Origin of the sequence: Aeribacillus sp. FSL K6-2833 (genome assembly GCF_037965815.1) — a bacterium.
Classification (GTDB): domain Bacteria; phylum Bacillota; class Bacilli; order Bacillales; family Aeribacillaceae; genus Aeribacillus; species Aeribacillus composti.
In genome coordinates, this window is the sequence record NZ_CP150189.1 from 2,924,581 (window position 1) to 2,950,420 (window position 25,840).

General features: G+C 38.2%; 31 protein-coding genes and 1 riboswitch. Of the genes, 10 read left to right on the forward strand and 21 right to left on the reverse strand.

The window, feature by feature from the left end; genetic code table 11:
• Positions 1-3: 3 nt before the first annotated feature.
• On the reverse strand, positions 4-510 hold the full coding sequence (gene lepB, locus NSQ94_RS14085) for a signal peptidase I (protein ID WP_339229468.1): 507 nt from the start codon (positions 508-510) through the stop codon (positions 4-6).
• Between the two features lie 10 nt (positions 511-520).
• The gene (locus tag NSQ94_RS14090; RefSeq protein WP_063386622.1) at positions 521-1,138 is read right to left on the reverse strand and encodes a TVP38/TMEM64 family protein; all 618 of its coding nucleotides are present in this window, start codon (positions 1,136-1,138) and stop codon (positions 521-523) included.
• Between the two features lie 152 nt (positions 1,139-1,290).
• On the opposite strand from NSQ94_RS14090, the gene NSQ94_RS14095 reads away from it, so the two are divergent.
• On the forward strand, positions 1,291-1,671 hold the full coding sequence (locus NSQ94_RS14095; protein WP_063386621.1) for a hypothetical protein: 381 nt from the start codon (positions 1,291-1,293) through the stop codon (positions 1,669-1,671).
• A gap of 181 nt (positions 1,672-1,852) precedes the next feature.
• On the opposite strand, the gene NSQ94_RS14100 is transcribed toward NSQ94_RS14095, so the two are convergent.
• Positions 1,853-2,425, reverse strand: coding sequence for a competence protein ComK (locus NSQ94_RS14100; RefSeq protein WP_082829581.1), 573 nt, complete (start codon positions 2,423-2,425; stop codon positions 1,853-1,855).
• Positions 2,426-2,654: 229 nt separating this feature from the next.
• Here NSQ94_RS14100 and NSQ94_RS14105 point away from each other — a divergent pair, with 229 nt between their 5' ends.
• The gene (locus tag NSQ94_RS14105; protein ID WP_063386620.1) at positions 2,655-2,876 is read left to right on the forward strand and encodes an IDEAL domain-containing protein; all 222 of its coding nucleotides are present in this window, start codon (positions 2,655-2,657) and stop codon (positions 2,874-2,876) included.
• Positions 2,877-2,945: 69 nt separating this feature from the next.
• Here the strand turns inward: NSQ94_RS14105 and aceA are convergent, their stop codons facing one another.
• Complete coding sequence (gene aceA / locus NSQ94_RS14110; RefSeq protein WP_339229470.1) at positions 2,946-4,229, reverse strand: isocitrate lyase; 1,284 nt, start codon at positions 4,227-4,229, stop codon at positions 2,946-2,948.
• A 29-nt stretch (positions 4,230-4,258) separates the two neighbouring features.
• Positions 4,259-5,851, reverse strand: coding sequence for a malate synthase A (aceB, locus tag NSQ94_RS14115; RefSeq protein WP_063386618.1), 1,593 nt, complete (start codon positions 5,849-5,851; stop codon positions 4,259-4,261).
• A 388-nt stretch (positions 5,852-6,239) separates the two neighbouring features.
• On the opposite strand from aceB, the gene NSQ94_RS14120 reads away from it, so the two are divergent.
• Positions 6,240-7,688 carry a YfcC family protein gene (locus tag NSQ94_RS14120; RefSeq protein ID WP_339229472.1) on the forward strand — a complete coding sequence of 483 codons (1,449 nt, stop codon included), beginning with the start codon at positions 6,240-6,242 and terminating at the stop codon, positions 7,686-7,688.
• A gap of 91 nt (positions 7,689-7,779) precedes the next feature.
• Here NSQ94_RS14120 and ytpR read toward each other — a convergent pair whose 3' ends face one another.
• The 5 genes from ytpR to NSQ94_RS14145 all read right to left on the reverse strand — a co-directional run bounded on the left by ytpR (position 7,780) and on the right by NSQ94_RS14145 (position 11,262).
• Positions 7,780-8,385 carry a YtpR family tRNA-binding protein gene (gene ytpR, locus NSQ94_RS14125; protein ID WP_063386617.1) on the reverse strand — a complete coding sequence of 202 codons (606 nt, stop codon included), beginning with the start codon at positions 8,383-8,385 and terminating at the stop codon, positions 7,780-7,782.
• A complete protein-coding gene (locus NSQ94_RS14130; protein WP_063386616.1) occupies positions 8,382-9,200 on the reverse strand; it encodes a DUF1444 domain-containing protein in 819 nt (272 codons plus the stop codon). The genes ytpR and NSQ94_RS14130 overlap by 4 nt, the downstream gene beginning before the upstream one ends.
• 33 nt (positions 9,201-9,233) lie before the next feature.
• Complete coding sequence (locus NSQ94_RS14135) at positions 9,234-9,551, reverse strand: thioredoxin family protein (protein ID WP_063386615.1); 318 nt, start codon at positions 9,549-9,551, stop codon at positions 9,234-9,236.
• Between the two features lie 91 nt (positions 9,552-9,642).
• Entirely contained in the window at positions 9,643-10,164 is a 522-nt protein-coding gene (locus NSQ94_RS14140; RefSeq protein ID WP_327855821.1) for a DUF84 family protein, read from the reverse strand.
• Positions 10,165-10,188: 24 nt separating this feature from the next.
• The gene (locus NSQ94_RS14145) at positions 10,189-11,262 is read right to left on the reverse strand and encodes a M42 family metallopeptidase (RefSeq protein WP_063386613.1); all 1,074 of its coding nucleotides are present in this window, start codon (positions 11,260-11,262) and stop codon (positions 10,189-10,191) included.
• 145 nt (positions 11,263-11,407) lie between these two features.
• Here NSQ94_RS14145 and NSQ94_RS14150 point away from each other — a divergent pair, with 145 nt between their 5' ends.
• Both NSQ94_RS14150 and NSQ94_RS14155 read left to right on the forward strand, forming a co-directional pair.
• Entirely contained in the window at positions 11,408-11,722 is a 315-nt protein-coding gene (locus tag NSQ94_RS14150; protein ID WP_063386612.1) for a PepSY domain-containing protein, read from the forward strand.
• 49 nt (positions 11,723-11,771) lie between these two features.
• Positions 11,772-12,554, forward strand: a complete 783-nt coding sequence (locus NSQ94_RS14155; protein ID WP_339229474.1) for an arginase family protein — start codon at positions 11,772-11,774, stop codon at positions 12,552-12,554.
• Between the two features lie 119 nt (positions 12,555-12,673).
• Here NSQ94_RS14155 and trmB read toward each other — a convergent pair whose 3' ends face one another.
• Entirely contained in the window at positions 12,674-13,315 is a 642-nt protein-coding gene (gene trmB, locus NSQ94_RS14160) for a tRNA (guanosine(46)-N7)-methyltransferase TrmB (protein ID WP_063386610.1), read from the reverse strand.
• 118 nt (positions 13,316-13,433) lie between these two features.
• Between trmB and NSQ94_RS14165 the strand changes: the two genes are divergently transcribed.
• Entirely contained in the window at positions 13,434-13,712 is a 279-nt protein-coding gene (locus NSQ94_RS14165) for a YtzH-like family protein (RefSeq protein WP_339229476.1), read from the forward strand.
• Here NSQ94_RS14165 and NSQ94_RS14170 read toward each other — a convergent pair.
• The 5 genes from NSQ94_RS14170 to thpR form a co-directional block, all read right to left on the reverse strand.
• Positions 13,696-14,490 (reverse strand): phosphotransferase family protein, encoded by a 795-nt coding sequence (locus NSQ94_RS14170; protein ID WP_082829584.1) that lies wholly within the window; start codon positions 14,488-14,490, stop codon positions 13,696-13,698. The two genes, NSQ94_RS14165 and NSQ94_RS14170, sit on opposite strands and share 17 nt — an antisense overlap.
• Before the next feature lie 198 nt (positions 14,491-14,688).
• Entirely contained in the window at positions 14,689-15,453 is a 765-nt protein-coding gene (locus NSQ94_RS14175) for an NERD domain-containing protein (RefSeq protein WP_311067009.1), read from the reverse strand.
• A gap of 24 nt (positions 15,454-15,477) precedes the next feature.
• Complete coding sequence (locus NSQ94_RS14180; RefSeq protein WP_339229478.1) at positions 15,478-16,164, reverse strand: LrgB family protein; 687 nt, start codon at positions 16,162-16,164, stop codon at positions 15,478-15,480.
• A complete protein-coding gene (locus tag NSQ94_RS14185; protein ID WP_339229480.1) occupies positions 16,100-16,552 on the reverse strand; it encodes a CidA/LrgA family protein in 453 nt (150 codons plus the stop codon). The genes NSQ94_RS14180 and NSQ94_RS14185 overlap by 65 nt, the downstream gene beginning before the upstream one ends.
• 24 nt (positions 16,553-16,576) lie before the next feature.
• Positions 16,577-17,131: an RNA 2',3'-cyclic phosphodiesterase gene (gene thpR / locus NSQ94_RS14190; RefSeq protein ID WP_063386605.1), complete on the reverse strand. Its 555-nt coding sequence runs from the start codon at positions 17,129-17,131 to the stop codon at positions 16,577-16,579.
• Positions 17,132-17,257: 126 nt separating this feature from the next.
• Here thpR and cysK point away from each other — a divergent pair, with 126 nt between their 5' ends.
• The 3 genes from cysK to NSQ94_RS14205 all read left to right on the forward strand — a co-directional run bounded on the left by cysK (position 17,258) and on the right by NSQ94_RS14205 (position 19,050).
• Positions 17,258-18,190, forward strand: a complete 933-nt coding sequence (cysK, locus tag NSQ94_RS14195) for a cysteine synthase A (RefSeq protein ID WP_063386604.1) — start codon at positions 17,258-17,260, stop codon at positions 18,188-18,190.
• 52 nt (positions 18,191-18,242) lie between these two features.
• A riboswitch (guanidine-I (ykkC/yxkD leader) is annotated at positions 18,243-18,343 on the forward strand.
• A gap of 57 nt (positions 18,344-18,400) precedes the next feature.
• On the forward strand, positions 18,401-18,739 hold the full coding sequence (locus NSQ94_RS14200) for a multidrug efflux SMR transporter (protein WP_130157146.1): 339 nt from the start codon (positions 18,401-18,403) through the stop codon (positions 18,737-18,739).
• Positions 18,736-19,050, forward strand: coding sequence for a multidrug efflux SMR transporter (locus NSQ94_RS14205; protein ID WP_130157144.1), 315 nt, complete (start codon positions 18,736-18,738; stop codon positions 19,048-19,050). Before NSQ94_RS14200 ends, NSQ94_RS14205 begins: the two co-directional genes overlap by 4 nt.
• Before the next feature lie 7 nt (positions 19,051-19,057).
• Here the strand turns inward: NSQ94_RS14205 and pepV are convergent, their stop codons facing one another.
• Positions 19,058-20,452, reverse strand: a complete 1,395-nt coding sequence (pepV, locus tag NSQ94_RS14210; protein ID WP_327855817.1) for a dipeptidase PepV — start codon at positions 20,450-20,452, stop codon at positions 19,058-19,060.
• A 160-nt stretch (positions 20,453-20,612) separates the two neighbouring features.
• On the opposite strand from pepV, the gene NSQ94_RS14215 reads away from it, so the two are divergent.
• Positions 20,613-21,914, forward strand: a complete 1,302-nt coding sequence (locus NSQ94_RS14215; RefSeq protein WP_063386600.1) for an NCS2 family permease — start codon at positions 20,613-20,615, stop codon at positions 21,912-21,914.
• Between the two features lie 536 nt (positions 21,915-22,450).
• On the opposite strand, the gene NSQ94_RS14220 is transcribed toward NSQ94_RS14215, so the two are convergent.
• The 4 genes from NSQ94_RS14220 to NSQ94_RS14235 form a co-directional block, all read right to left on the reverse strand.
• Positions 22,451-23,221, reverse strand: coding sequence for a trypsin-like serine protease (locus NSQ94_RS14220; RefSeq protein WP_144596680.1), 771 nt, complete (start codon positions 23,219-23,221; stop codon positions 22,451-22,453).
• 14 nt (positions 23,222-23,235) lie between these two features.
• The gene (locus tag NSQ94_RS14225) at positions 23,236-23,766 is read right to left on the reverse strand and encodes a hypothetical protein (RefSeq protein ID WP_339229482.1); all 531 of its coding nucleotides are present in this window, start codon (positions 23,764-23,766) and stop codon (positions 23,236-23,238) included.
• The gene (locus NSQ94_RS14230) at positions 23,729-24,124 is read right to left on the reverse strand and encodes a hypothetical protein (RefSeq protein WP_339229484.1); all 396 of its coding nucleotides are present in this window, start codon (positions 24,122-24,124) and stop codon (positions 23,729-23,731) included. The genes NSQ94_RS14225 and NSQ94_RS14230 overlap by 38 nt, the downstream gene beginning before the upstream one ends.
• A gap of 205 nt (positions 24,125-24,329) precedes the next feature.
• Positions 24,330-25,445, reverse strand: coding sequence for an IS4 family transposase (locus tag NSQ94_RS14235; RefSeq protein ID WP_339229485.1), 1,116 nt, complete (start codon positions 25,443-25,445; stop codon positions 24,330-24,332).
• Positions 25,446-25,840 lie beyond the last annotated feature (395 nt).

Genomic DNA, 25,840 nt, shown 5'->3' on the forward strand with positions numbered 1-25,840 from the left:
CGTTTACGGTTTTACCTCTCCGATCACATTTTTTGCATGAACAAAGCCAAAATGCCGGCTGTCCCTGCTGTTTAACCGATTGTCGCCAATGACAAAAATACATTTTTCCGGCACCGCTTCTTTTCCAGTTATTTCTTTTAATGTAAAATTCCCTGTGATCGGATTTCCATATACTTTTTCTTTATTTTTCTTTAAAAATGGTTCCGGTACATATTTCCCATTCACATATAATTTGTCGTTTCGATATTCAATTTTTTCTCCTGGAAGGCCGATGACCCTTTTAACCAAAACTTGCTTTTCGCCAGGCATCTGAAACACGACAATGTCAAACCGTTCAATTTTATTAAACCGATTCGTCAATTTATTTATATAAAAATGATGGCCTTCTTTTAAGGTGGGCTGCATCGATACGCCATCAACAGTGTACGCGGCAAACGCAATATTTTTAATTAAAACGGTTGATAAAAGAGCTGAAGTGACGATTCCCGCAATAACTCGTTTTTTCCTCACGGCTCTTCACCTACTTTTTATCTTTTCGTTTAATTAACGAAACATTTAAACGCTGCTCAATCCTTTTTCCGATAAACCACATGAGCGCCATCACAACAAACACAATGATCAACCGGACGGGCTCTTCAATCAGCTCCCGTAAATCATACCCTGATAAGCTAAGCATAAAAATCATCACGAGCTTCCCTGATAAAACAGCGAGCGCAAACTGCCACACATTGATTTTGGAAAGACCGGCTACTACATTTACAAGCGCAGAAGGCGTAAAAGGGAAACAGAGCATTAAAAATAAAGGAGCAAAGCCGTGCCGTTCGACCCAGTTCATCATTCGTCTTACTTTTTCATGTCTGCTTAAAAAATTTAAAAAACGCTTCCGGCCAAACTTTCGCACTAAAAAAAACACGAGCAATGCGCCTGCCGATGAACCGATCCACGAGTACAAAAAGCCGAACCAAAGTCCAAATGAATTAGCGTTCGCAATTACAAACAGAATAAGAGGCAAGAACGGAAAAAAAGCCTCAAGCATCGGAAGCAGAATCCCTGGAAGAGGTCCGAGCGCTCGGTATTCTTTAAAGAATCGTTCAACATCTTCTAATGTAATGGAATCGAAAAATGCAATGACATCCATATCTTAACTCCTTACTTCAACATCTCCTTTTATTTTACACCTTTTGAGCATAAGTTGAAAAATTTTGCCGAAAAAAATTAATTGAAATGATTTATTTTCCTGTTTTATAATAAAAATAGAACATATGTTCCATTTGAAGCGAGGTATTCCCTATGTCGAAAATACCAACCGACATTCGCCATTTGATTGAACAGTCGATCTACTTACCGATGACTGCTACGGTGCTGAACAAAGACATGAATGTCGTAAAAAAAAGTCCATTCAAGCTGAAAGATCCTTATTTGCATCTAATTGAAGAGGCGTTAAAGCTTGTACAAAAAGATTTGGCAGAGGTTCGCAAAGAATTGCGCAGACAAAAGGTGAAAGTTTTAAAAGCCAAACAGGATGAAGCATTCACAACGTACACTTTCTACTATAACGGCTACGAAGAACACCACAGCTACTTCAACCCAAGAATCCGAAATAAAGTAAATGAACTGATTGAACATTATTTGTTTAAAACTGAAAAAAAATCTGGCATTCCAACCTCTTAGACTTTTTATCTTAAAAGAAAGACAACGGCCAAACCGTTCGCTACAGAAGATGAGGGAACAGGACTATTTGTTTCGCCCGTTGAATGCCTGTCCCCTTATAACAGAAAAAATGAAATCTCCCCCATTTTCTAACACGGAAAAAAGCACGCAAATTGACAGCTTGCGTGCCGGAAGATAAAGCTTATCCATCTTCTTTTCTGAATTCGCGAACGAGCTGTTCATAAATATATGCATGCTGCTCCTTCGGAAAAAGGATTGTGTTCATGCGACGCTGCTCCTGCTCAATTCTTGAAGAGATAATCGTTCGAAGATGTGCCGTTTTATAAAATTGATGGGAAAAAGAAGATGGAGATATGTCAGCAACTATTTTCTGACCGTTACGGAATATGACTTCCGTACAATTCGAATCTGTTTTCATAAAGCGGGAAATGTGGGAATGGGAAAACCAGGCGCACTGATGCCTTGCGGGTGAATGAGTAGGAAAAAAATAAAGGGAATTGGCAGGATCAATGACAATCGGAAGCTTTTTTGTTATGCCAAGCAGCCCTTTTGATCCTTCAACTCTTCCTTTAAAGCTTGAACCATAATAACGGCAGCTTTGATCAATAACATAAACAGGTCGAATAGGTACTATGCGCTCTCCGCTAGTTTCCAAAATTTTAGCGTACAAGTGATGTTCTTTTCTAAAAGGCAAAATTGCCATTGTTTCCCCATTTACAATACATTTTTCTGCCTCAAACTGCTTCGTACTCACTAGAATTCTTACCTCCTAATTTTTTCTATATAATAGTTCTTTTTTACTGATTCAAATCTATCATAAAAATTCCAAAATTTCTATATTTTTTTAAAATTTTTAAATACAAAGCATTAGATCAAGGCAAGATGTTATTGTTAATATAATTTTTCTAAAAATTACAAATTATAAGTTGATTTTTCCTTCCGAAATCCATATAATATAAAAAAGGCATCAGAGGTGATGGGTTATGGAAAACCGGAAATCTTATTCCGAACTGATGAAGACCCGTTCTGTGAAGGAAAATCCAGAAAACTTCATGATGGATGTATACATCCAAATGATTCTGGACGAAGCATGGTTCAATCATCGAAAAAAAATGCTGGAAGACAAAATTAATGATGCTCTGGACCGAAAAGATAGAGAAAAATTTATGGAGCTATCCAAAGAATATGCGAAATGGGTGCGTTAAATGATAAAAAAAAGCCAATCCCAGAGGATTGGCTCAATCTATGTGAAGGTAATGATTATGGCCAGTCAATTAAGTTGTGGTAAATTGTTCAGCTTCCGTAGACCCTTTTAAAGCGGTTGTAGAAGAAGTACCTCCAGTAATCACTTGGGCAACCTCATCAAAATAACCAGTTCCAACCTCCCTCTGATGCCGTGTTGCTGTATAACCATACTGTTCGCTTCTAAATTCGGCTTGCTGAAGTTCAGAGTAGGCAGCCATTCCATGATCTTTATACTTGCGTGCAAGTTCAAACATGCTGTAATTCAATGCATGGAATCCAGCTAAAGTAACGAATTGGAACTTGTAGCCGTAAGAAGCAATTTCCTTTTGGAAGCGTGCGATAGTATCGTCATCAAGCTTTTTCTTCCAGTTAAAGGAAGGTGAGCAGTTATATGCCAATAACTTGCCTGGGAATTCTTTATGAATAGCCTCAGCAAACTTCCGTGCTTCTTCCAAATTAGGTTCAGATGTTTCACACCAAATCATGTCTGCGTATGGCGCATATGCCAAACCTCTAGCAATCGCTTGATCAAGACCAGCGCGAGTGCGGAAAAATCCTTCCTGTGTCCGTTCCCCAGTAATAAACTCTTTATCCCTGTCATCGATGTCGCTTGTGATCAAATCAGCCGCATTGGCGTCAGTGCGAGCAATGATAACAGTCGGAACATTCATCACATCAGCAGCCAGTCTTGCAGCAATCAAATTGCGAATAGCTGTTTGTGTCGGGAGCAAAACTTTTCCGCCTAAATGGCCGCATTTTTTCTCAGAAGACAATTGATCCTCGAAGTGAACAGCAGCTGCTCCTGCTTCAATCATCGCCTTCATCAATTCAAAAACGTTCAACTGACCGCCAAATCCAGCTTCAGCATCCGCAACAATTGGAATGAACCAATCAATTGAATGATCCCCTTCCATATGATGGATCTGATCTGCCCGCTGCAAAGCTTGATTAATCCGCTTTACGACATGCGGCACACTGTTAGCAGGATACAAGCTTTGATCCGGATACATTTGCCCCGCAAGATTAGCATCTGCTGCCACTTGCCAGCCGCTTAAGTAAATTGCTTTTAATCCGGCTTTTACTTGTTGGACAGCTTGATTTCCTGTCAAAGCTCCGAGGGCATTTACGTATTCCTCAGTTTTCATTAAATTCCAAAATTTTTCTGCTCCTCTTCTGGCAAGAGTATATTCGATTTCAATGGAACCTCTAAGCTTCAACACATCTTCAGCCGAATAAGGGCGTGTAATCCCTTTCCAGCGTTCATCTTTCTCCCAGCTTTCTTGCAATTGTCTCGCTTTTTCTTGTAATGTCATCTTTTCTCTCCCCTTTTTTGAAATATTTTTTAATTTAATCTTTCATAGCCTGGAAGCGTCAGAAAATCTACGAATTCATCATTTCTCACAAGCTCATCAAACAATTTCGCCGCTTCATCAAAACGCCCTTTTTGATAGGCTTCTTCACCAAACTCTTGTTTTATTTTTTCCAGCTCTTCCTGCTTAATTTTTTCATAAAGCTCTATTGTAACCTTCCGTCCGTCTTCCAACACCCCCTTTGGATGACGAATCCATTGCCATACCTGTGCCCTTGAAATTTCTGCCGTTGCAGCATCCTCCATCAAATTGTGGATAGGTGCAGCTCCTCTTCCAGAAAGCCATGATGCAAGATAACGAATGCCGACATCAATGTTCGTTCTTAATCCTTGCTCTGTAATTGTTCCTTCCGGGACTTCAAGAAGCTGTTCTGCTGAAATCTCAACATCTAGCTGTTTATCAATCTGGTTAGGTTGTTTCATATATTGGTCAAAAATTTCTTTGGCAACCGGTACAAGCGCAGGATGTGCCACCCATGTGCCATCGTGTCCATCTTTCGCTTCCCGCTCTTTATCAGCGCGCACTTTTTGGAACGCCTCTTCATTTTTCACCGGATCATCTTTAACCGGAATTTGCGCTGCCATTCCTCCAATGGCATGAACGTTCCGGCGATGGCACGTTTTAATCGCGAGCAGAGAATACGCCCTCATAAACGGAACCGTCATCGTTACTTGCGCCCGATCAGGTAAAATGACGTTTTGATCGTTTCGGAATTTTTTCAGATAGCTAAAAATGTAATCCCATCTGCCGCAATTCAATCCAGCTGAATGCTCTTTCAGCTCGTATAATATTTCGTCCATTTCAAACGCGGCCAATATCGTTTCAATCAGAACGGTTGCTTTAATCGTCCCCCGCTTTACCCCCAATTCATCTTGCGCGAAACAGAAAACATCGTTCCACCATCTGGCTTCTAAGTGGCTTTCCAGCTTCGGCAAATAAAAGTAAGGTCCGCTTCCTCTTTTGATCAGTTCTTTTGCATTGTGGAAGAAATAAAGTCCAAAATCAAACAGACTGCCTGAAATCCGTTTTCCGTCCAATAGGACATGTTTTTCTTCTAGATGGAGTCCTCTCGGCCGCACGATCAGCGTTGCCGTTTCTTCATTCAGCTTATATACCTTTCCGTTTTCATTCACATATTCAATCGTTTTGTTGACCGCATCCCTTAAGTGAATTTGTCCTTCCACAATATTTTCCCAAGTCGGTGATGTTGCATCTTCAAAGTCCGCCATAAAAACTTTTGCGCCTGAATTTAAGGCATTGATAATCATTTTCCGGTCGACAGGTCCAGTAATTTCAACTCTGCGATCCTGCAAATCTTTTGGAACAGGCGGTATCGTCCAGTCCCCTTTTCGAATATGTTCCGTCTCCTTTAAAAACGACGGCTTCTCCCCTTCATTAATTCGCCTTTCCCGTTCTTTCCTCAGTTCAAGCAGCTCGATTCTTCTTGAACCAAATGTTTGTTCAAGCTTTTCGACGAACTGAAGGGCTTCGTTCGTTAAAATCTCCCTGTAAGAAGGCAGAAGAGTTCCCTTCACTTCCAGCCTAGATGCTGCACTAGCCTTCACGTTTCCTCACCTACCTTGTTATAAAACAGTTTTTAAATTACATTTTTAATATATAACAGATTAATACAGATTGGAAGACTTTTTTGAAAATTCGTTGTTTTCGTTTTCTTATCACATTCAATAAGTTTTTATTAACTTCCCTTTTTCGCTCGTACATCCGATATATACCTCTATATCAATCAGCACTTTTTGAAAACTTAAATAATTTTATGTTATTTTTTATAACATGATTTCGTTTTTAAAATTAAAATAATTGTAAAATTTAATAGATTTTACAAAAAAATAGTTCATTTTCAGTGAAAATAACCAATGACAGAATAGCTACCACAAATTATTATGTTATAAAAACGAACATAAAGTGTCACAAACAGAGGAGGAGGGATAAAAAATGGAAGCTGAAAAAGGTGTAAAAAATGCAGCTTTTATTAATCAAAAACCACAATTGGAGAAAAAGAAATTAAGAATGCCTCATATTTATGTCATATTGTTTGTTTTAATAATTCTTGCTACAGCCGCTACTTATTTTGTACCTGCTGGCGTTTATGAACGTATTCCAGGACCTGATGGAAGAACAACGATTGATCCAAACTCATTTGATTTTGTTGAAGCAGCACCTGTAAGTCCTGTTGAATTTATGATGGCAGTCCCAAAAGGATTAGTTGCAGCAAGTGATGTCGTTTTTTTCACTTTGATCATCGGCGGTATATTTGCCGTTATTCGAAAAACAGGACTTATAGAAATAGGAGTAGAGAAACTAGCAAAAACATTTGCTTCCAATGGTATTGTGTTAATTCCAGTTTTAATGACTGTATTCGCAATTATATGCAGTTTAATTGGAACGCAAGAACTGAGTTTAGTTTATATACCTGTAATTCTCCCCCTATTTATTGCTTTAGGATTTGATTCAATGGCGGCGGCGGTTGCTTTAGTTGCAACTACTGCTGGTTTTATGACAGGCTTTCTTAACCCTATTAATACTGGTTTAGGTCAAAAAATTGCAGGACTTCCAATATACTCAGGTATAGAATTTCGCATAGCGGCTTTCGTTGTCTTTGTTTTAGCAGGAATGATTTACATTATGCAATATGCTAAAAAAGTTAAAAAGAATCCTGAAGCAAGCTTAGTATATAAAGACGATCATGCTAAAAGGAATATGTACTTCAATCAATCTGTATCCAAAAGGAATGAAATGAATAAAAAACAAAAAGCTGCTTCTTTTGCATTGTTATCCTTTTTTGTCTTATTAGTGTACGGTGTTTTAACTCAAGGCTGGTTTATGTTAGAAATGGCTGGACTGTTCATTATAATGGGTGTGGTTGTAGGTCTGATCGCTGGATTAACATTAAACGATATTTGCGAAGCATTTAATGACGGTTTTCGTGAAGTTTTAGTTGGGGCAATCATTGTTGGTATTGCCAGAGCAGTATCAGTAGTTATGGAAGACGGGCAAATAATGGACACCATTGTCCATACACTAGGAACGATAGTAGGCGAAATACCAGGAACATTTAGTGTCATTGGGATGTTTATTGTCCAAATGCTATTTAGCTTTTTAATTCCGTCAGGCAGCGGACAAGCATTAGTTACTATGCCGATTTTAGCTCCGCTTTCTGATTTGATCGGAGTTACGAGACAAACAGCTGTTTTGGCCTACCAATTTGGAGACGGGCTAGGCAACATATTATTTCCAACTTCAGGATATTTTATGGCTGCACTAGCACTAGCTGGAGTTTCATGGCAAAAATGGGTTCGCTTTTATGTACCATTATTTTTAATTTGGTTTGGATTATCTGCTATTTTCCTGATCACCGCTCATTTCATTCAGTGGAACGGTTGAATCATGATTTCAAAAATTAATAAATCATCATATAAAAAACACGCGGCAAACAAAATGTTTTCCGCGTGTTTTTTGAAATTTTATCGCATTTTTACTTAAAAAACGGCTCCCCTGGCTTTCGACTATCTTCCAATACAAGAATCCCTTTTTCTTTTGGTGCATTGGGCAGGTTTAATTCTTTTGCCGAACAGATCATGCCGCTCGAGGAAATGCCTCTTAGTTCAGCTTCTTTTATCACCATTCCGCTTGGCATAACCGCTCCTACCTTTGCAACAACAACTTTTTGTCCAGCCGCAACATTCGGTGCCCCGCAAACAATTTGAAGCACTTCATCCCCCACATCGACTTTGCATACACTTAATTTGTCAGCGTTCGGATGCTTTTCTTTTTCCAATACATGGCCAACGACAAATTTCGGTGATAAATCCGCCTCCAGCTTATCTGAAAAACCATTTTGCGCAATTGTTTGATTGATCTTTTCCACCATTTCTGCCGTTACATCTAATTGGCCGTTTCCGTCAAGCGAAAAATAAGAAGTTGCCTGAAAAATGTTGAAGCCTGCTGTTTCATTAGTTTCAGCATCAAATATTTTTACAACATCTCCTTTTCTTTCAAACCGCTTCTGTTCATACGGTATATCTTTTAAAGAGATGATGAGTACATCGCCGATTCCTTCTTTATTGTAAAATACATTCATTGCTTGTCATCGTCTCCTTTCGTCAGTTTTCTGCGGTTTTTTGCCAAAATAAAGATCGGTTCGAGCTTTTTGTTTTCATAAATAAAGGATAAAGCCGTAATCGGCACCCTCCCATTTGTAAAAAAGCTCATCGTCAGCTGTGCCAGCACGTCATAACCCGTTTCATTTCGAATGTCGCCTATGATCAGCACGTCTTGATGAGGGACGCTGACAGTCATATCCCCTTGAACTTTTGATTCATATTCTTTTAAAATTGACTCATTTAAAATCCTGCTGGCATCGTAGCCGTCATTTGAATTAAAAAAATAAAAAACATTGCCTGCGACCTTATCTTCTTTTACTTTTGTCGGCAATGAACGCAAATTAAAGGCAGCCATTTCCTTCAATTGCTGGCGCGTCCAATTCTCCTTCTTCATCATCTGTTCATCAATTAGGCGATACGAATTTCCGAGATCAAGGGCATAATAAATGCGGGTCTCAGCAGTATGATCCTCAAAAATAAGAGGAACGCCATTCGACTCAACCGGAAAGGAAGTTGAGCGAATGACAGGATAAATCTGTTTTTCCTTGCCGCTTAATGCACCTTCATTTTTCATAGCTGAGAGAGACTCGGTTATGTAATAAACGAATTCATCAATCGCTTTTTCTTTTTTTTCGTTCCATTTTGAAATAATACCTGGCAAGGAGAGTGTCAGCCCTTTTTTCAATTCTGGATCTTCGATTCTTAACGTATCCTTTTTTCGATTAAATGAAAAGTGAAATGAGTAATCATTTAACTTCTCTTTTAACAATTCGACCATTTGTTCAGAATTCATAAGGCTGATCATCTCCTTTTTATTTTCTTTATATTAAAGATTTAAGCCATCTAAAAATTGCTGAACTTCCTCTTTTGTTTTCCGATCTTTGCTGACGAAGCGTCCGATCTCTTTTCCCTCGTTAAATGCGATAAAGCTTGGGATGCCAAAAACATTTAATTCTGCGCATAAATCGATATATTCATCCCGATCGACATAATAAAATGCGAACTGCGGATTCTCCTTTTCCAATTCAGGAAGATGCGGCTTAATAAACCCGCAATCTGGACACCAATCAGCCGAAAATACAAATAAAGCATTTTTTCCTTTCGTAAGCTCCCAAAAATGATCAACAGATTGAATGTTTTCCATCTCTGCAAGTCTCCTTTTATCTTTTTTCATTGGCATCGTAACAAATCTCAGCAAAAAAAGCTACTAACTCGCATGCCTGAGCCGATCAAAGTTAATTTTTTTTGGAAAATTGATATTGTCCTATTAACAGCTTCATGATATGTGCAAACATTTCTTTCCGGTCGATAAAGCCGTTTGTAAAGATTCCGATTGCTCCTTCTCGATGTCTCACATTTCTTTTTTTCGCATATGCATCCATTACATCTCCAAGCTCCAAGCCTTTTTTCAACGGCTCAAGAAATTCATTCGGGAGCGGGATTCTCGCCCCTCCAGCAATATATTCATTTCCATCTTTATCAATTAATGCACCCCAATTGCATAAAAACAATCCGCGAGGTGTAACATCCACACCCCCCTCAAGACCAACCGAAAGATCCGGTTTAACTTTTTCAAAGACATTTTTTGCCCGATTTAATGCCCCCTGCAATGTTTCCTCATCGGAAAATGGCTGTGTTGAAACCCCGGATGGAACATCAACTGAGATGAATTCCATGTTCTTCTCTTCCAAAAGAGAAAAGGTCTCCTTCACCGCATTGATTTTCGCCAGGTTTTTCGATCCGATTGCGACATTCATTTTTTCCCTCCGGAATGTTTTATGTTAAACGTTTTGCTTAATCTTTTCAACAGTGGATCGATCGCAAGCTTTTATGAGCTTCACAAGCAATTCTTTTGCTGCTAAATAATCATCGACATGGATCATCGAAGCATGAGTATGAATATATCGGGCGCATATTCCGATTACCGCTGAAGGCACACCGCTGCCAGAAATATGTACTCGGCCTGCATCTGTTCCGCCTTGGGATGTAAAATATTGATATGGAATATTGTTTGTTTCAGCTGTGTCAAGAATAAATTCCCGCATTCCCCGATGAGTGACCATTGTCCGATCATAAATTCTCAGCAGAACTCCTTTTCCAAGCTGACCAAATTCGTTTTTGTCCCCGCTCATGTCGTTGGCAGGACTCGCATCCAATGCAAAAAAGATGTCCGGCTTAATCAAATTGGCGGCCGTTTGCGCTCCCCTTAACCCTACTTCTTCCTGGACAGTCGCTCCAGAATACAAAACGTTTGGCAATGTTTCATCTTTCACTTCTTTCAACAGCTCAATGGCCAGCCCGCATCCATACCTGTTGTCCCAAGCTTTTGCCAAAATTTTTTTCGAATTAGCCATCGGCGTAAACGGGCAGACCGGAACAATTTGCTGTCCTGGCTTGATTCCTATGGCTTCCGCATCTGAGCGATTATCAGCGCCGATATCAATCAGCATATTTTTAATCTCCATCGGCTTTTTCCGAACTTCCTCATTGAGCAAATGCGGAGGGATGGATGCGATCACGCCGATCACCGGACCGCGTTCAGTTATAATTTGCACGCGCTGCGCCAGCAAAACCTGACTCCACCATCCTCCCAGCGGCTGAAAGCGGATCATTCCATTTTCTGTAATAGATGTGACCATAAAGCCTACCTCGTCCATATGGCCTGCAACCATTATAGTTGGTCCATCCTCACTGCCTTTTTTCACTCCAAAAATGCTGCCGAGTTTGTCTTGAACGATCTCATCTGCATATTTTTCTAGCTCTTTGCGCATAAATGAGCGAACAGCGTGTTCATTGCCTGATGCACCCGGCAGCTCTGTTAATGTTTTAAATAAATCCAACGTTTCGTTGTTCATGTTTATATCCCCTTCTTTAGCTTAATTTAGACCATCACGTACACAAAATATGTATAAACTTATTTTAGCGAATGATGAATGTATATTCCACAAATGTAACAAAACTGCGTTATACTAATAGTAAATTGTTTAAGGAGGGAAGATTGTGAAATGGAAAAATTTCCTGATCGGCTTCGCAGCAGGGATTGCCGTCGGATATGTATTAAAAAACGAATATAAAAAGCCGTTTCTTTCGCCGGAAAAAGCACTTGAATCGGTGAAAAAAGCTTTTAAACAAAAAGGCCCGATCAACGGATCCTGGATTTACACCATCCCGCAAGATTATGAAAAAAATGATATATCTTATAAAGTGTATGAGGCAGGAATCAGCCGTTTTTATAAAGGGAAAACTGAACAGTTTGAAGTAATTGTCGATGCATCGAGCGGAACCATTTTACATGTAAATCAGCTTTCCTCTTAACAAGAAACAGAGAAAACAAATTTCTTTGTCTCTTTGGGGAGTGAAAAAAATGGGGATTGTTAAAAAAGGTGTGACGATTTTACATTTTGATGAAACATACCATTATCAAAGAAAATTACAATCGTATTCTCACGAATGCATTGATTTCACTGATTTAGAAGGAACCCGGCTGTTTTGTGACGGACAATCGTTAAAAGTAATAAAAAGAAAGCTGTTTAGCCGCAAGCAAAAAGGAATTACGTTCATCGGCAGCGGCGATTATCACTATGTTACATATCTCCTGTTGAATGAAATAAAACTTCCGTTTACCCTTCTTCTATTTGACCATCATACAGACTTAGACGATTCTGCAATCGGGAGGAACATGCCAATTTCTTGCGGCTCATGGTTATCTTTTGCGCTAAAAGACAATCCTTTTTTAACAAAAGCCATTATCATCGGTCCAAAATGGACAGAAAAACAAGAAATAGAAAAAGTCAAGGTCATCCCGTATACACCTGAAAATCATCCGTATATTTTACAACAAATTCAACAAATACAAAATGATTTTGTTTATATTAGCATCGACAAAGATGTTTTAAAAAAAGGGGAGGCGGTGACAAACTGGGACCAAGGTACAATGAGTGCTGCAACATTGCTTTTTTATTTGCGGACAATATTAAATGAAAAAAAAGTGATCGGCCTCGATGTTTGCGGCGAGGCGCCGCGTAAAAGACTGGCTTTCTCTTTTCTCGAAGATCGAATGACGAATAAAAATGAAACGATAAATCTGAACATTTTAAAAATGTGCTTACGGAATCCTCACGTGTACGAAACAAATCAATTCGCCTAAAGTTTTTGCTTAAGCAAAAGACTGAAGAGTGCAGAAGATTCATCCCTCGAAGATTCCATTTTTTATCAAAAAAACATCCCGCACACTATCGTGCAGGGATGTTTGTCTTTACCGAATTTTCACTTTCGCAATTTCACTTCCGCCCTATAAATCTTTTGTCCTTTTTTGGAAAATTTCTCTTCGTATTCCGTCATTACATTGTCTGTAAAATCACTTTGGTGAAGATCTAAACTTACCCATTTCAATAAAAATCCGTATTCGGAAAAACTGACAAGCGAATATTCAAACAGCCTTTGGTTATCCGTTTTAAAATGAATTTCACCTTCATCAGCTAAAATGCTCTCAAAAATGGAAAGAAAGGAATGATGTGTCAAGCGCCGCTTCGCATGGCGTTTTTTTGGCCAAGGATCTGAAAAATTTAAATAGATTCGCTCAACCTCGCCTTTCGCAAAAATTTCAGCTAACTGGCTCGCATTTACGTTCATAAGCTTTACATTCGGAAGTTCCTCTTCTTTTAATTTTTTTAAAGCCGAGACGAGGACGCTTTCCTGAAGCTCAATGCCGATATAATTAATATGCGGATTTTGCTTCCCCATACCGACAATAAACTGTCCTTTGCCGGTGCCGACTTCTATATGAACGGGATGCTCATTCCCGAACAAATCGTTCCATTTCCCTTTCCATTCAAAAGGCTGCTGTATAACAAATTGGGGATGATTTCTTAAAAAATCTCCGGCCCAAGGCTTATTTCTTAAACGCATATTCCACCTCTGTTTATTTTTTTACTATGTCAAAAGAGCCGTATACTGAACGGCTCTTTATTGTATAGAAATCGAAATGATGTATATTCTAATCAATAAAGAAATGGGGTGAGAATGAATGCAATTGAATTATCGTGATCAACTGATGCTTCTGAAAGATATTTTATCTGAACATGAAAGTGAATGCTGCGGATCAGTAGCGGAATATGAGCAATTAGAGCGCCTCATTCGGTCATTAATGGCCAATGCTGAAGTTAATGATCAGTTAAAGCAATCGCTTGAAACAATATATACTTATTGCCAAAACGGGAAAAATTCCAACGATATAACCGATTTTATCGCCTCACATCAAGGGCAGTTGACTCAATGGCTTGAGGATATCAATGCCCTTTCCTAAGCAAAGCATTTAAAAATTCCAGCTGCTCCGCCATTTCTTTTTCATTGTTTTTCTTTCTCAAAAAAGAGATGGACAAAATGACTTGAGCTAACATATACCAATGCATGCGAACTTTTAAATCGTCCGTTAAATCAGCTCCGTATTTTTTCAGCCATTCATCCCATTCACTTTCATGAATGTAAGTATATAACAGCATTCCTAAATCAATCGCCGGATCGGCAATCATTGCTCCATCCCAATCGATTAAATACAATTGGTTGTCCTCAGATAAAAGCCAGTTGTTATGATGAATATCACAATGGCAAACAACAGCTTCTTTATGCTGCACCTCTGTCACGTTTTGTTCCAAATAACATAGTGCTTGTCGAATAACCGGAAGCTCCAAAAGCTCCAAATTCGCTGCTTTTTTTACATTTTCGAGCAGCGTTTCAGGCGAGAGCGGCTCTTTTCCTAAACGTTTTAACATATCAAGTAGTTCATACGACCGATGGATTTTCTTTAGGAGCTCCGCAACGTGCTCGTTTTTCATATCTTTCGGTTTTAAACCGCGCCCGTTTAGCCAATGCTGCGCCGTAATCACATCACCGTTTTCCATTCTTTTCGTCCAAACGAGCTTAGGAACAATTCCTTCCGCTGACAAAACAGCTAAAAACGGCGAAGAATTGCGTTTTAAGAACAGTTTTTTTCCATTTTTTTCAGCATAAAAGGCTTCTCCTGTCGCTCCTCCTGCCGGAGATATTTCCCAATCGCTACCTAATACGTCTTCCAACCAATTCACCTTCAATTTCAAGCCCACATTTCGTTAGTAGATTCACCCTGCGCAATAAAAAAGACAGCTATTGAATTGAATGAGATGTTTCCAATAGCTATCCATAATAAATTTTATCTTCTAACAGTCTTTTTCGTCAAGAAAAAGTAAAAACATACCCTCATACTTCCATAAAGAACAACATGTAATCGAACATTTTCAAAAAATTCATTCATTAAATCGTTTTACCGCATTTGTTGCACATGATGCTAAAAGAGCCTTTACAGCTTTTAGTTGCATATTTTTAAAAGGAGAAGGCTGGCGCCGCATATTTTGAAACCAGTCGTCGTAGCTTCTCACATCAATTATTTCAATATCTGCCGGCAGCTCTGAAGCATGTATATATCCCGTTCTGTTTAATAATATTTTTCGAATTGGAAAGTCAACCTCCGCATTTGATAAAATCTGTTTTACTATATTTGCTGTCCGCTCCAATCCGATAATGGGAGATAATATTTTTTTCTCGCCTTGATCGTCCCGTTTCAGCCAAAATTTCTGTTTTGTACCGATTAATACGTTGTTTTCTTTATATTCTAATGCGGTAAGGCATACGACATCTGTTGGCCGAATGATGATAATTTCTCCTTGGACAGAGGCTTTTTTAATAAGAAAAACCGGATAATACATGACAAAATAAGTGTCAGGAAACCGCTGCAAAAAATATTTGAGCAGCGAATCCTTTTCAAAAGCTTCATCCATCGGGGAAATTTCCCGAATGGTAGAGCTTGCCCATACAAGCTGGGAGTTGAAAATCCGATCTAAAAACAATTGTTTTTCACTATCTAAGGTTGAATGAGCAAATTGGATACTCTCAAACCTTTTTTTAATTTCTTCCCACTGTTGTTTTTTCAAGCGGATAAATTGATTGGCATAACGATTTAGATCTATTTCATACCTTGATATATAATCCTCCATTTTAATCAACTGAGCCAAGATCGCGTCATCTCCTCTTTATCTCTACAAAAATAGCTGAACAACGTACGGGCAGATAATGGAAGCAAATATAGCGCTTAACGTCATCGAAATCGAACCGATTGCTCCTTCCAGACTGCCGTATTCTGCTGCCCTCGCTGTGCCAATTCCGTGGGAAGCTGTACCATATCCGATCCCAATAGCAATTGGATGATTTATGCGAAGTAATTTCAATAAATAAGGTCCAAACATCGCACCAAATATTCCTGCTATCATGACATAAACTGCAGCAAGGGTAGGATTACCTCCAATTATGTCTGTGATATCCATAGCTACCGGCGAAGTGACCGATTTGGGTGCAAGAGAAAGAATCAGTTCCTTATCTATTCCGAATAAAACAGCCATCATAATTCCTGAACACAGCCCGATAATCGTGCCGACGACAACGCTCAAAACAATTGATACAGCGTACTTTTTCAATGTTGATCGATGCTTGTACAGCGGGAATGCCAGCGCGACTACGGCAGGGCCTAGAAGCTCATCAATCCATTTTCCTCCATACATGTACGTATGATACGAAATATGAAATGTAATCAATAAACTAATGATGACAAATGTTGAAGTGGCAATCGGAACTAATAATGGAATATGGATTTTATTGTACAATTTAACCATTAGCCAATAAATCAGCACTGTAGCAAGTATCATTAAGATGGAGACTATTATTTTCATAAGCTTTGATCACTCCCATTCTGCCCAGCAGCCTGCTTTTTTTTTTGGCAGCGGTCATCTGGCTGACGAAAGATGAAATAGACATCACCAGCACCGTGCTAATAATGACAATGAATACTGTCAAGATACCTTTTGATTGGAACAGCGAAAAATATTCCATCACCCCAACTGTCGCAGGAATAAATAAAAGGGCAAGATGCTTGACTAAAAAAGAGCACCCGTCTTTCACTAAATTTTGAAAAGGCTCGTAATGCAAAAGAGCGAAAAGAATCAACATGCCTATAATGCTTCCTGGAATCATTAAATGAAACAATTTTTGAAGGAACGTGCCAATAACATAAATGACATACAACAAACCTATTTGCCATATCAAATTAAATATTTTCAATTTTTTTACCCCTTACTCCTCTCATTATCCTCCAAGAGGAATTTGTTTGATCGCTTCATATTTAGGCGTTTGGTCAATATTCGTTTGGAATAAAGTAACAGAACCCACATGAAAATGTTCGTTTAACAAATATGGGGCGCTTTTCTCCTCCAAGGAAAATGAAAGCTGTCCTTCCCATTTTCTGGCGACAGTAATATGAGGTCTAAACGGACGTTCATCTAAAGAGAAATCGAAAGCTTTGCACGTATTATAAACTTCATTTCGCAACTGGTATAATAACTCGTTTTCTTTCACGCCTACCCATAAAATTCGCGGATGTTCCCGTTTCCCAAAAATTCCTGCCTCTGAAAGTTCAAGTGAAAAAGACGGAATTTTCCGGCAGGGCTCAAGCAAGCTTTCTGACAGCAAAGCAAGCCTCTTTGCATCAACATTCCCTAAAAACACTAATGTTACATGATAGTCAAAAGGATGGACGTAACGCGAAAAGTGCCACCGATCTTGATTCGCTGATATCCATTTTGTAATACTTTTTGCCGTTTCAATCGGAACATCCAATGCAAGAAAATAATGTTTTTGCATTTTTTTCTATCCTCACTTTCGAACATATTGTAGCAAAAACTGCGCATTCTTTGTATATCCGAGTTTTTCTGTCCGTATAAATTATGATATGATATGGATGGACTATATCAAAAGGAAGTGTTTTGAATGCGCGTAGTTCATAATATCGCTGATTTAATAGGAGAAACTCCATTAGTCAAATTAAACAGAATTAGCCCGAAAAACGGCGCAGATATTTATGTAAAGCTTGAGTATTTTAATCCTACCCGCAGCGTTAAGGACAGAGCTGCTTATAATATGATCGTAGAAGCTGAAAAACAAGGTTTGTTAAAACCGGGAGCTACAATTATTGAACCGACAAGCGGCAACACTGGCATTGGGCTCGCCATGAATGCGGCCGCCAAAGGATATCGGGCAATTATTGTCATGCCGGACACCATGACAGAAGAACGGATCAATTTGCTGAAAGCATACGGAGCTGAAGTTGTATTAACGCCTGGGGACGAGAAAATGCCCGGTGCGATTAAAAAGGCGCAAGAACTGGTAAAGGAAATACCGAACAGTTTCATACCGATGCAGTTTGAAAACCCTGCCAACCCAGATGCCCACCGGAAAACAACAGCTTTAGAAATTGTCGAAGCAATGAAAGAAATAGGAAAACCGCTTTCCGCTTTTGTTGCAACGTCTGGAACAGGAGGAACAATCACCGGCACGGGAGAAACGTTAAAAAAATATTTTCCTGAGATGACCATTCACGTTGTCGAGCCTGCTGGGTCACCTGTTTTATCCGGGGGCAGTCCTGGCAAGCATAAACTTGTCGGAACAAGTCCTGGCTTTATCCCTAAAACATTAAACACGAACATTTATGATGAAATACACAAAGTGAAGGACGATGAAGCGTACGAAATCACCCGCAGACTCGCCAAGGAAGAAGCTATATTAGTGGGACCTTCATCAGGTGCTGCATGTTTTGCCGCAATTCAAGTTGCAAAAAGATTATCTCCTGATGATGTTGTCGTGTGCATGACGGCTGATACAGGCGAACGCTATTTATCAAGCGATTTGTTCTTATTTGAATAACCGATTATAAATTGCCTTCTTGCTGTTTCTGTGAGATAATTGAATCTAATTATGTAAAGTTTTCTAGGGTTCCGCAAGTGCCGTTCGCTTGGACTGGTCCGAGAGAAAACGCACAAATTGCTGTGTACACGGAAGGATAAAAGCCTGGGAGAATGACCTTATGGTTTCTCGCAGGCTTTTTTGATTGTGATGGAAAGGGGGAATTTGTTTATGAATTGGTTTTTAATCGTTGTTTCGGCGATTTTTGAAGTGGCGTGGGTCATCGGCTTAAAGCACTCAGACAATGTTTTGGAATGGATGCTAACCGTGATCTCTATTTGCATAAGTTTTTTGCTGCTTCTTTATTTAACTAAAAAATTGCCGACAGGAACGGTATATACAATATTTGTCGGACTCGGCACTTTAGGAACAATTTTATGTGAGATTATTTTATTCGACGCCCATTTCAGCCCGATGAAAATGGTATTTATTTTGTCGCTAATTTGCGGAATCATCGGGCTGAAATATCAAACAAGCAAATTGGAAGCAAAAGAAGGTGACAAATCTTGAGCTGGATATTTTTAATTATTGCAGGATGCTGCGAAGTCATCGGCGTAACAGGATTAACAAAAGTGAACTCGTCGCCAAGCTTCTCATCCTTCTTTATGCTAATTGGCGGATTTATTTTAAGCTTATATTTTTTATCGCTTTCGATGAATGAAATTCCGATGAGCATTGCCTATGCAGTCTGGACAGGTATCGGCACTGTCGGCAGCACGCTCGTCGGCATGTATGTATTCGATGAACCGAAAGACAAATGGAGAATAACATTTATCGCCTTAATTATCGTTTCTGTTATTGGTCTGAAGCTAGTAGACTAAAGGACACTTATTTGGCTAATTCATAAATCGCTTGAGCGTAGATGGCTGTCGCTTTTAACAGGTCTTCGATATAAATGTATTCGTCTTTTTGATGGGCGATGTCTTCCCTTCCCGGAAACAACGGACCAAAGGCGATTCCTGCCTTGAGAGATCTGGCATAAGTGCCACCGCCGATGGAGATGAGCTCCGCTTTTTGCCCTGTTTGCTCTTCATACACTTTTTTCAATGTTTGAATAAGCGGATGATTTTGTTCTACGTAATGGGGAGCTGAATCGGAAAAGTGAATAAGCTGGCAACCAGCTATTTTTTCTAGTTTTTCTTTAATCTCGCTCCCTTTTTTTGTTACAGGATAGCGGATATTAATGCTAACGGTTTTCTCTTTACCCTTTTCGTAATGAATAATTCCGACATTCACCGTTAACTCACCGCTTACTTCATCTTGTGTTGAGATATCCAGCTTTTTCCCTCTTGTATCTTGATAAAAATAACGATTAATCCAATCAACAAAGCCTTTTCCTTCGCCATCCAGCGGCAATGCTGACAAAAAATTCGCCAAATAAATCCCGGCATTTTTTCCGTTATCAGGTTCCATCGCATGAGCGGATATCCCTTCAAGCTCGGCGACTGCACCTTCTTCATTTTGATACATTCGACCTTTTAATTGTGATGCTGATAAAAATTGCTTAAAGCTTTTTTCAACCTCTGAAAAATTTTGGACATTTCCAAGCACAGCTTTCGCAAAATCAGGAACCATGTTAAACCGTCTGCCGGAAGAAAAGCTTTTTAACACATATTTTCCTGCTGCATGTTTATTCACGCTGTTCACCGAAAACACTGCATCGATTATCCCTTTTTCTGCATGAATAATTGGAAAATCAGCATCTGGCGCAAATCCGATGTCAGGCATTTCTTCATGCTTAAAGTAATGATCGACACAGCGCCAGTCACTTTCTTCATCAGTGCCAATGATCATTCTCACCCGCTTAGATAACGGAAGACCTAATTCTTTTACAATTTTCATGGCGTAGTATACTGCCATCGTCGGCCCTTTATCATCCAACGCACCGCGGGCATATATTTTCCCATCATGGATCGTTGCGCCGTAAGGATCAAATGACCAGCCGTCCCCTTCTGGCACGACATCAACATGGCAGAGGACGCCGACGATTTCCTTTCCTTTTCCCATTTCAATATGACCGGCATATCCGTCTAAATTTTTGACTTGAAACCCGTCTTTTTCCCCTTTTTGCAAAAGATGTTCTAACGCTTGCTTAATTCCTTTGCCAAACGGTGCTCCAATTTGTTTTGTTTTTTCATCGAGCACACTTTTGATTTGTAGAAATTTTTGTGTTTCTAAAATAATTTCTTCTTTTCTTTTTAACACTTCATCCATCCAGTTCATGATACGTTCGATCCTTTCTTTCTCTTATTATTTAAGTGTAACATAAAGATTCTCTTTTTTTTCAGCAAAAAAAATGTGGTTGTCTTCTTGCAAAAAAGTCAAAAAACGAATATTATATATATGTTTTTATAAAATGTTCGTATTTAATTGGAGGTATCATATGTTTAAACTAAAAGAACACGGAACAAATGTTAAAACTGAAATTATTGCCGGTTTAACCACCTTTTTAACAATGGTATATATCGTTGTTGTCAACCCAATTATCTTATCGGAAGCAGGCGTTCCGTTTGATCAAGTGTTTACAGCGACAGTTGTTGCCACGATCATCGGTACTTTATGGATGGCGCTTTCGGCAAATTATCCGATAGCGATCGCTCCAGGTATGGGAATGAACGCATATTTTGCCTATACTGTTGTTGGGGCGGAAAAAGTTAATTATGAAATTGCCTTTTCAGCAGTATTTCTTGCAGGCATCCTGTTTATTATTCTTTCGCTAACTCCGTTTCGTAAACAAATAATCGAAGCCATTCCAAGCAATTTAAAAAATGGAATTACCGCCGGCATCGGTTTATTTATTGCGTTTATCGGACTAAGATTGACCGGGCTGATCACCGATCATCCGCAAAATTTAGTGACTCTTGGGGATCTGCATTCTCCTTCCGTCGTTCTCGCTCTTGTCGGCCTTGCTATAACTCTTATCTTAATGAGCTTGAATGTTCATGGTGCACTTTTTATCGGAATGATTTGTACCGGCATCATCGCATTTTTTACCGGACAATTATCGTTTGACCAAGGAATTGTTTCAATTCCAAAACTGCCGGAAGGCATTATAATCGCCAACCCGATTGATGCAATTGGGGATGTGATTCAACATGGTTTATTTGCAGTCGTCTTTTCCTTTTTATTAGTGACCATTTTTGACACAACTGGAACAATGATCGGCGTTGCCAAACAAGCAGGTTTAATGAAAGGGGATGAAATGCCGAACGCACGTAAAGCCCTTCTAGCTGACTCAATAGCAGCAACAGCAGGGGCTATGCTCGGAACAACTCCGACGAGTGCTTACATTGAGTCTTCTTCAGGAGTAGCTGCTGGCGGTAGAACTGGTTTGACAACTTTAACCGTTGCCGTATTGTTTGGTGTTGCTGCATTTTTCAGTCCGATCGTTGCAGCTGTGTCCGGCATTTCAGCGATTACAGCACCTGCGTTAATTATAGTTGGAAGCTTAATGATGGGCTCAATTGCCGAAATTAATTGGAAAGAAATTGATGAAGCATTTCCGGCCTTTTTAGTCATTTTAAGCATGCCGCTTACATCAAGTATTGCAACTGGAATTGCGCTCGGATTTATCTCTTATCCTCTCATGAAAGTCATGAAAGGAAAATGGAAAGAGGTTCATCCATTTTTGTACATTTTCGCCGTACTATTTTTCATCCAGCTCTTTTTCCTGGGAGGTCATTAATTAAGAGGCTTTCCCAAAAGGAAAATCTATTAAAAATAAAAAATGGATATCGGGCTTTTGAAATTGGAGATGCCTCTCTAAGCTGATATGCACCCCTTAAGGTAGAGCAATCTGTTTTGCCTTAAGGGGAGTTTTTCTATGTATGTGATCCATTCTAAAGTGTCTTTCCATGTATTAAGATTGGACGCAGGCTGCACCTCTATATAGTTGGAACGAACTATTAAATTTGTGGAGCATTAATCATCATAAGGGTTTATCTAGAAATTCAAGTCCTATTAAGTCATAAACGTCGATAGGATTGTCAATAATCCTTACAAACGACTTTTTAGGCAGCCACAGTTAAAATATCATCATGATCGTAACGGTATGAGGTGTAGGTGAACAAGAAAAGGAACGTCCATAAATTTGTAAGTGTGTAAGGGGATCAGAAGAGATAAATGACTTTATTACCGAATAAAGCATAATCTGAGATATTCTATTGAACGTTACACAAAATTCTTGACAGTACCTTTATTTGCAATTTTTTTATTCCCTTCCTATTTTTCTTCTAAATTTTTATTTATAAAATTTTTCATTACCTTATTTACCTTAATTCCTCCATTTAAGCCATTCGTTCTGTAACTTCCTATATGTATTCCTATCACTTCATTTTTACTATTTAAAATCGGAGATCCCGATTGACCTGATGTCGTATCTATATCATAATAAAGATTAAAGATATCTTCGCTCAATACCCTTCCATTCATTTCATATTGTGAGACTGTACCAGTTTCCTCCAGTTTATCAACTGGATAGCCAATAACTTTAATAGGCTTTCCTTTGGTATACTTAATATTTTTAATATCCAACTTTTCTATGTTTTGCCCAATGGGTTTATCTAATTTGATAATGGCATAATCAAATTTAGAATTCCCTGAATGAATATATGGTTCTGGAACAATATATTCTATAGAATCTGCAGATTCAAAAGGAAATTCATCCTTATTTACTCCTGGATATATTGTACTATTTCTATAAAACTGTTTTGTGTCTGGATTATATACACAATGGGCTGCGGTCAAAACCTTATCATCGTCAATAATCGTTCCTGTACAGATTGAGTCAAGAGAGTATATGAAAGAAATAGATGAGTAGGGTTTTTTTTCTGAATTTTCTACTTCAGATCGTTCATCTTTCCCAATAATTGAAAAAGGAGTAATGATTGTATTAATGTTTCCTTCTTTAGCACCCGCATTAATATTGTTATTAAAGAGAAAAATAAATAGAATAGTAAATTTTAAAATAAAAAAACATCGACTATTTTTCATTTTTTAAATTCCTTTCACTTATTTGTATTTTGGGATTGCTTATCTTCTCTTTCTATCATTTTCCCAATTGTTCCAATTCCCAAAAAACCAAAATACATAATTGTATAAAAAATTATCTCTGTATCAGAATAGAATTTAACAATATCCATTCGTGGTACTGTAATTTTCATATAAAAAATAAATAATGATAACTCGATTATGTGAACGATGAAAATTCCTCCAATTTTATTAAACCCCGTATAATTAACAATAGTTTCCAATAAGATACTTAAAGGAATAAGTAAGATAAATCCAGCAAGTACATTCAAAGATAAAAATATTGGTCCATAAAAACTTAAAAACTCGAAACTAACAATTATACTCGCTACATACTGTAAACCCATTATGAAACATATAATGATAATTAAAACAATTACTATAAATATAGGAACTAAAAAAAAATCTTTTTTCATGTCAACAATTAAAAGCAGAACAGTTGACTGTTCTGCTCCCTCCTTATTCTTAAGTTTATAATAGAAATGAAACGATAATTTTAGCAATATCATCTGCAACATCTTTTGGTATACCAGCTTTTTGAAGACCTTTAGATATTCCGCTTTCTGTTGTTTTTTCTGCTTTTTCCAGTCCATCGGCTATTTTTAATCGATATTTTTTTATTTTATTAGCTGCTGATTTGCTTAAAGGTGCGAGAGCTTTCTCAAGTACCCATCCACCTGCTCTTAATATTGATGCAAGAACTTTTAATTTAGCTTCTTCATCGACTGAATCTTTCACTACTTTAGATGTTGCTATTTTAGTTGTCTTACTATGAGTAGCTGCCGATGCTCCTATTGGTCCAATTCCTAAGATTAATATACTAAGACTTATTACTGCAGGTAACACTTTCGATTTCATAATTTTCATTTTCTTCCCCCTTTCTTTTTAAAATTTTAAAAATTCTATATTATTTTTACCTGAAATTACATTAGCATTGCATAAATATAGTTAGAATTTTCTGTTAATTAATTTTTGTGAATTTGTGTCAAAAAGACAAAACCTAAAGAAAGGTGGCACTGCCCATTTGGTAAATATATACAGTTAAACCAGAGCGACAACGACAAAAGGGAGATTATGGACTGGCTCGCCCATCAAATTTTCGCAACCAAACATAAGCTGGTTTCCACAGAGCTCTCTTTAACCAACGAGTAATTCGAAGTAGGGATTTCTTACTTTTCATCTCCAATTGAATGAGAACATGTAAGCAATACGTGATAAGGGCTAAGAAAATTTGATTTTGAATAGCTGTTTCACTCATTCCATAAAAGTGCTTAATTTCTACGTGTTGCTTGAGCCATTTGAAAAAGAGTTCAATAGCCCAGCGAGATCGGTAAATATCACTTATCTCTTCTGGTTTTAAATCAAATCGGTTGGTGATGAAACGAAGTAAGTTCCCTTTTGTGTCCGTAACTTCTAGTAGACGAAAGACATTTTCAGTACGATTTTGTGTGGTACCAATGTAGACCATTTTATCGGATAGAACGTGACAATCATCAGGAAGTGAAAATGTATAGACTTCACGAATGACTGCGTTTTTCTTCAGTCTTGAAACGAAGAAATAGCCATCATCTGTCATCCGATCAAAACGTTCATAGTCCACATAACCGCGGTCAAACACATACATGGCTTCTTGATCATCCACTAGGACTTCGAGTTGATTTCGGTCATGTTCTTTTGCTGTCGTAATCACTGCTTTTTCAGGATAGACGGTGTCTTTATCCATGAAAACGAGCCGTAAGTGTAGCTTTACACCAGCTTTTGTTTTACGGAATTTTGCCCATTTATAATTGGTCAAATTCAACGGGAGTGTACTTGAATCAATGATTTTCAGTGGCATATTCTTTCCGTTTTTATAATGGTACCGTTGAATTTTCCAAACAAGATCCAAGAACAAATTTGCAAGAATTAGTGGGTTGATCTGATTGTTTTTTCGGGATAGCTGAGAGGCACTTATCGATTCAAATCCGAGTGCTTTTTGAAGATCTTCGTCTACAAGTGCATCACTCATTTCCTCTAAGCTCGTAAATTCGAGCAGCTGGGCTACCAATAAAAGTTTAATATAGGCTTCTGTTGTCAGCTTTTTTGTGTAATAGTCCTGTTTCAATTCTTTGACTTGTTCGCTAAGTTTTTGAATATTTATGGGTGAAACCCATTTACCAAATGATGAAATTAGTGTATTCTTGTCCATAACGGTTATCCTTTACGATTGGATTTGGACAGGAACCACCTGTACTTCCATTGTAAAGGATTTTTTTGTTTCGAAATCAATAAAAAATTGAACATTCTTAGTATTTTGAATCATCAGATTTAATTACTGCAATGCTAGTGCTGAAATTATAACATATAATACCAATAATGTAAATATTTTTCTAATAGCACAACATTAATACTGCCAATTCATCTCTTTATCCATATCCTCCTATCTCAATAAAAATCTATACTTATATCGTAACACGTATCGAGATTGTTCGAGAAAGTTTCACCATCTTAATAGGGCTTATCGTGTTCGTTCTTCTATGCCAAACGCACATTTTTCCTAGACAACAATGTTACATTTTATTTGTACTCTTACTGTAAATGTTA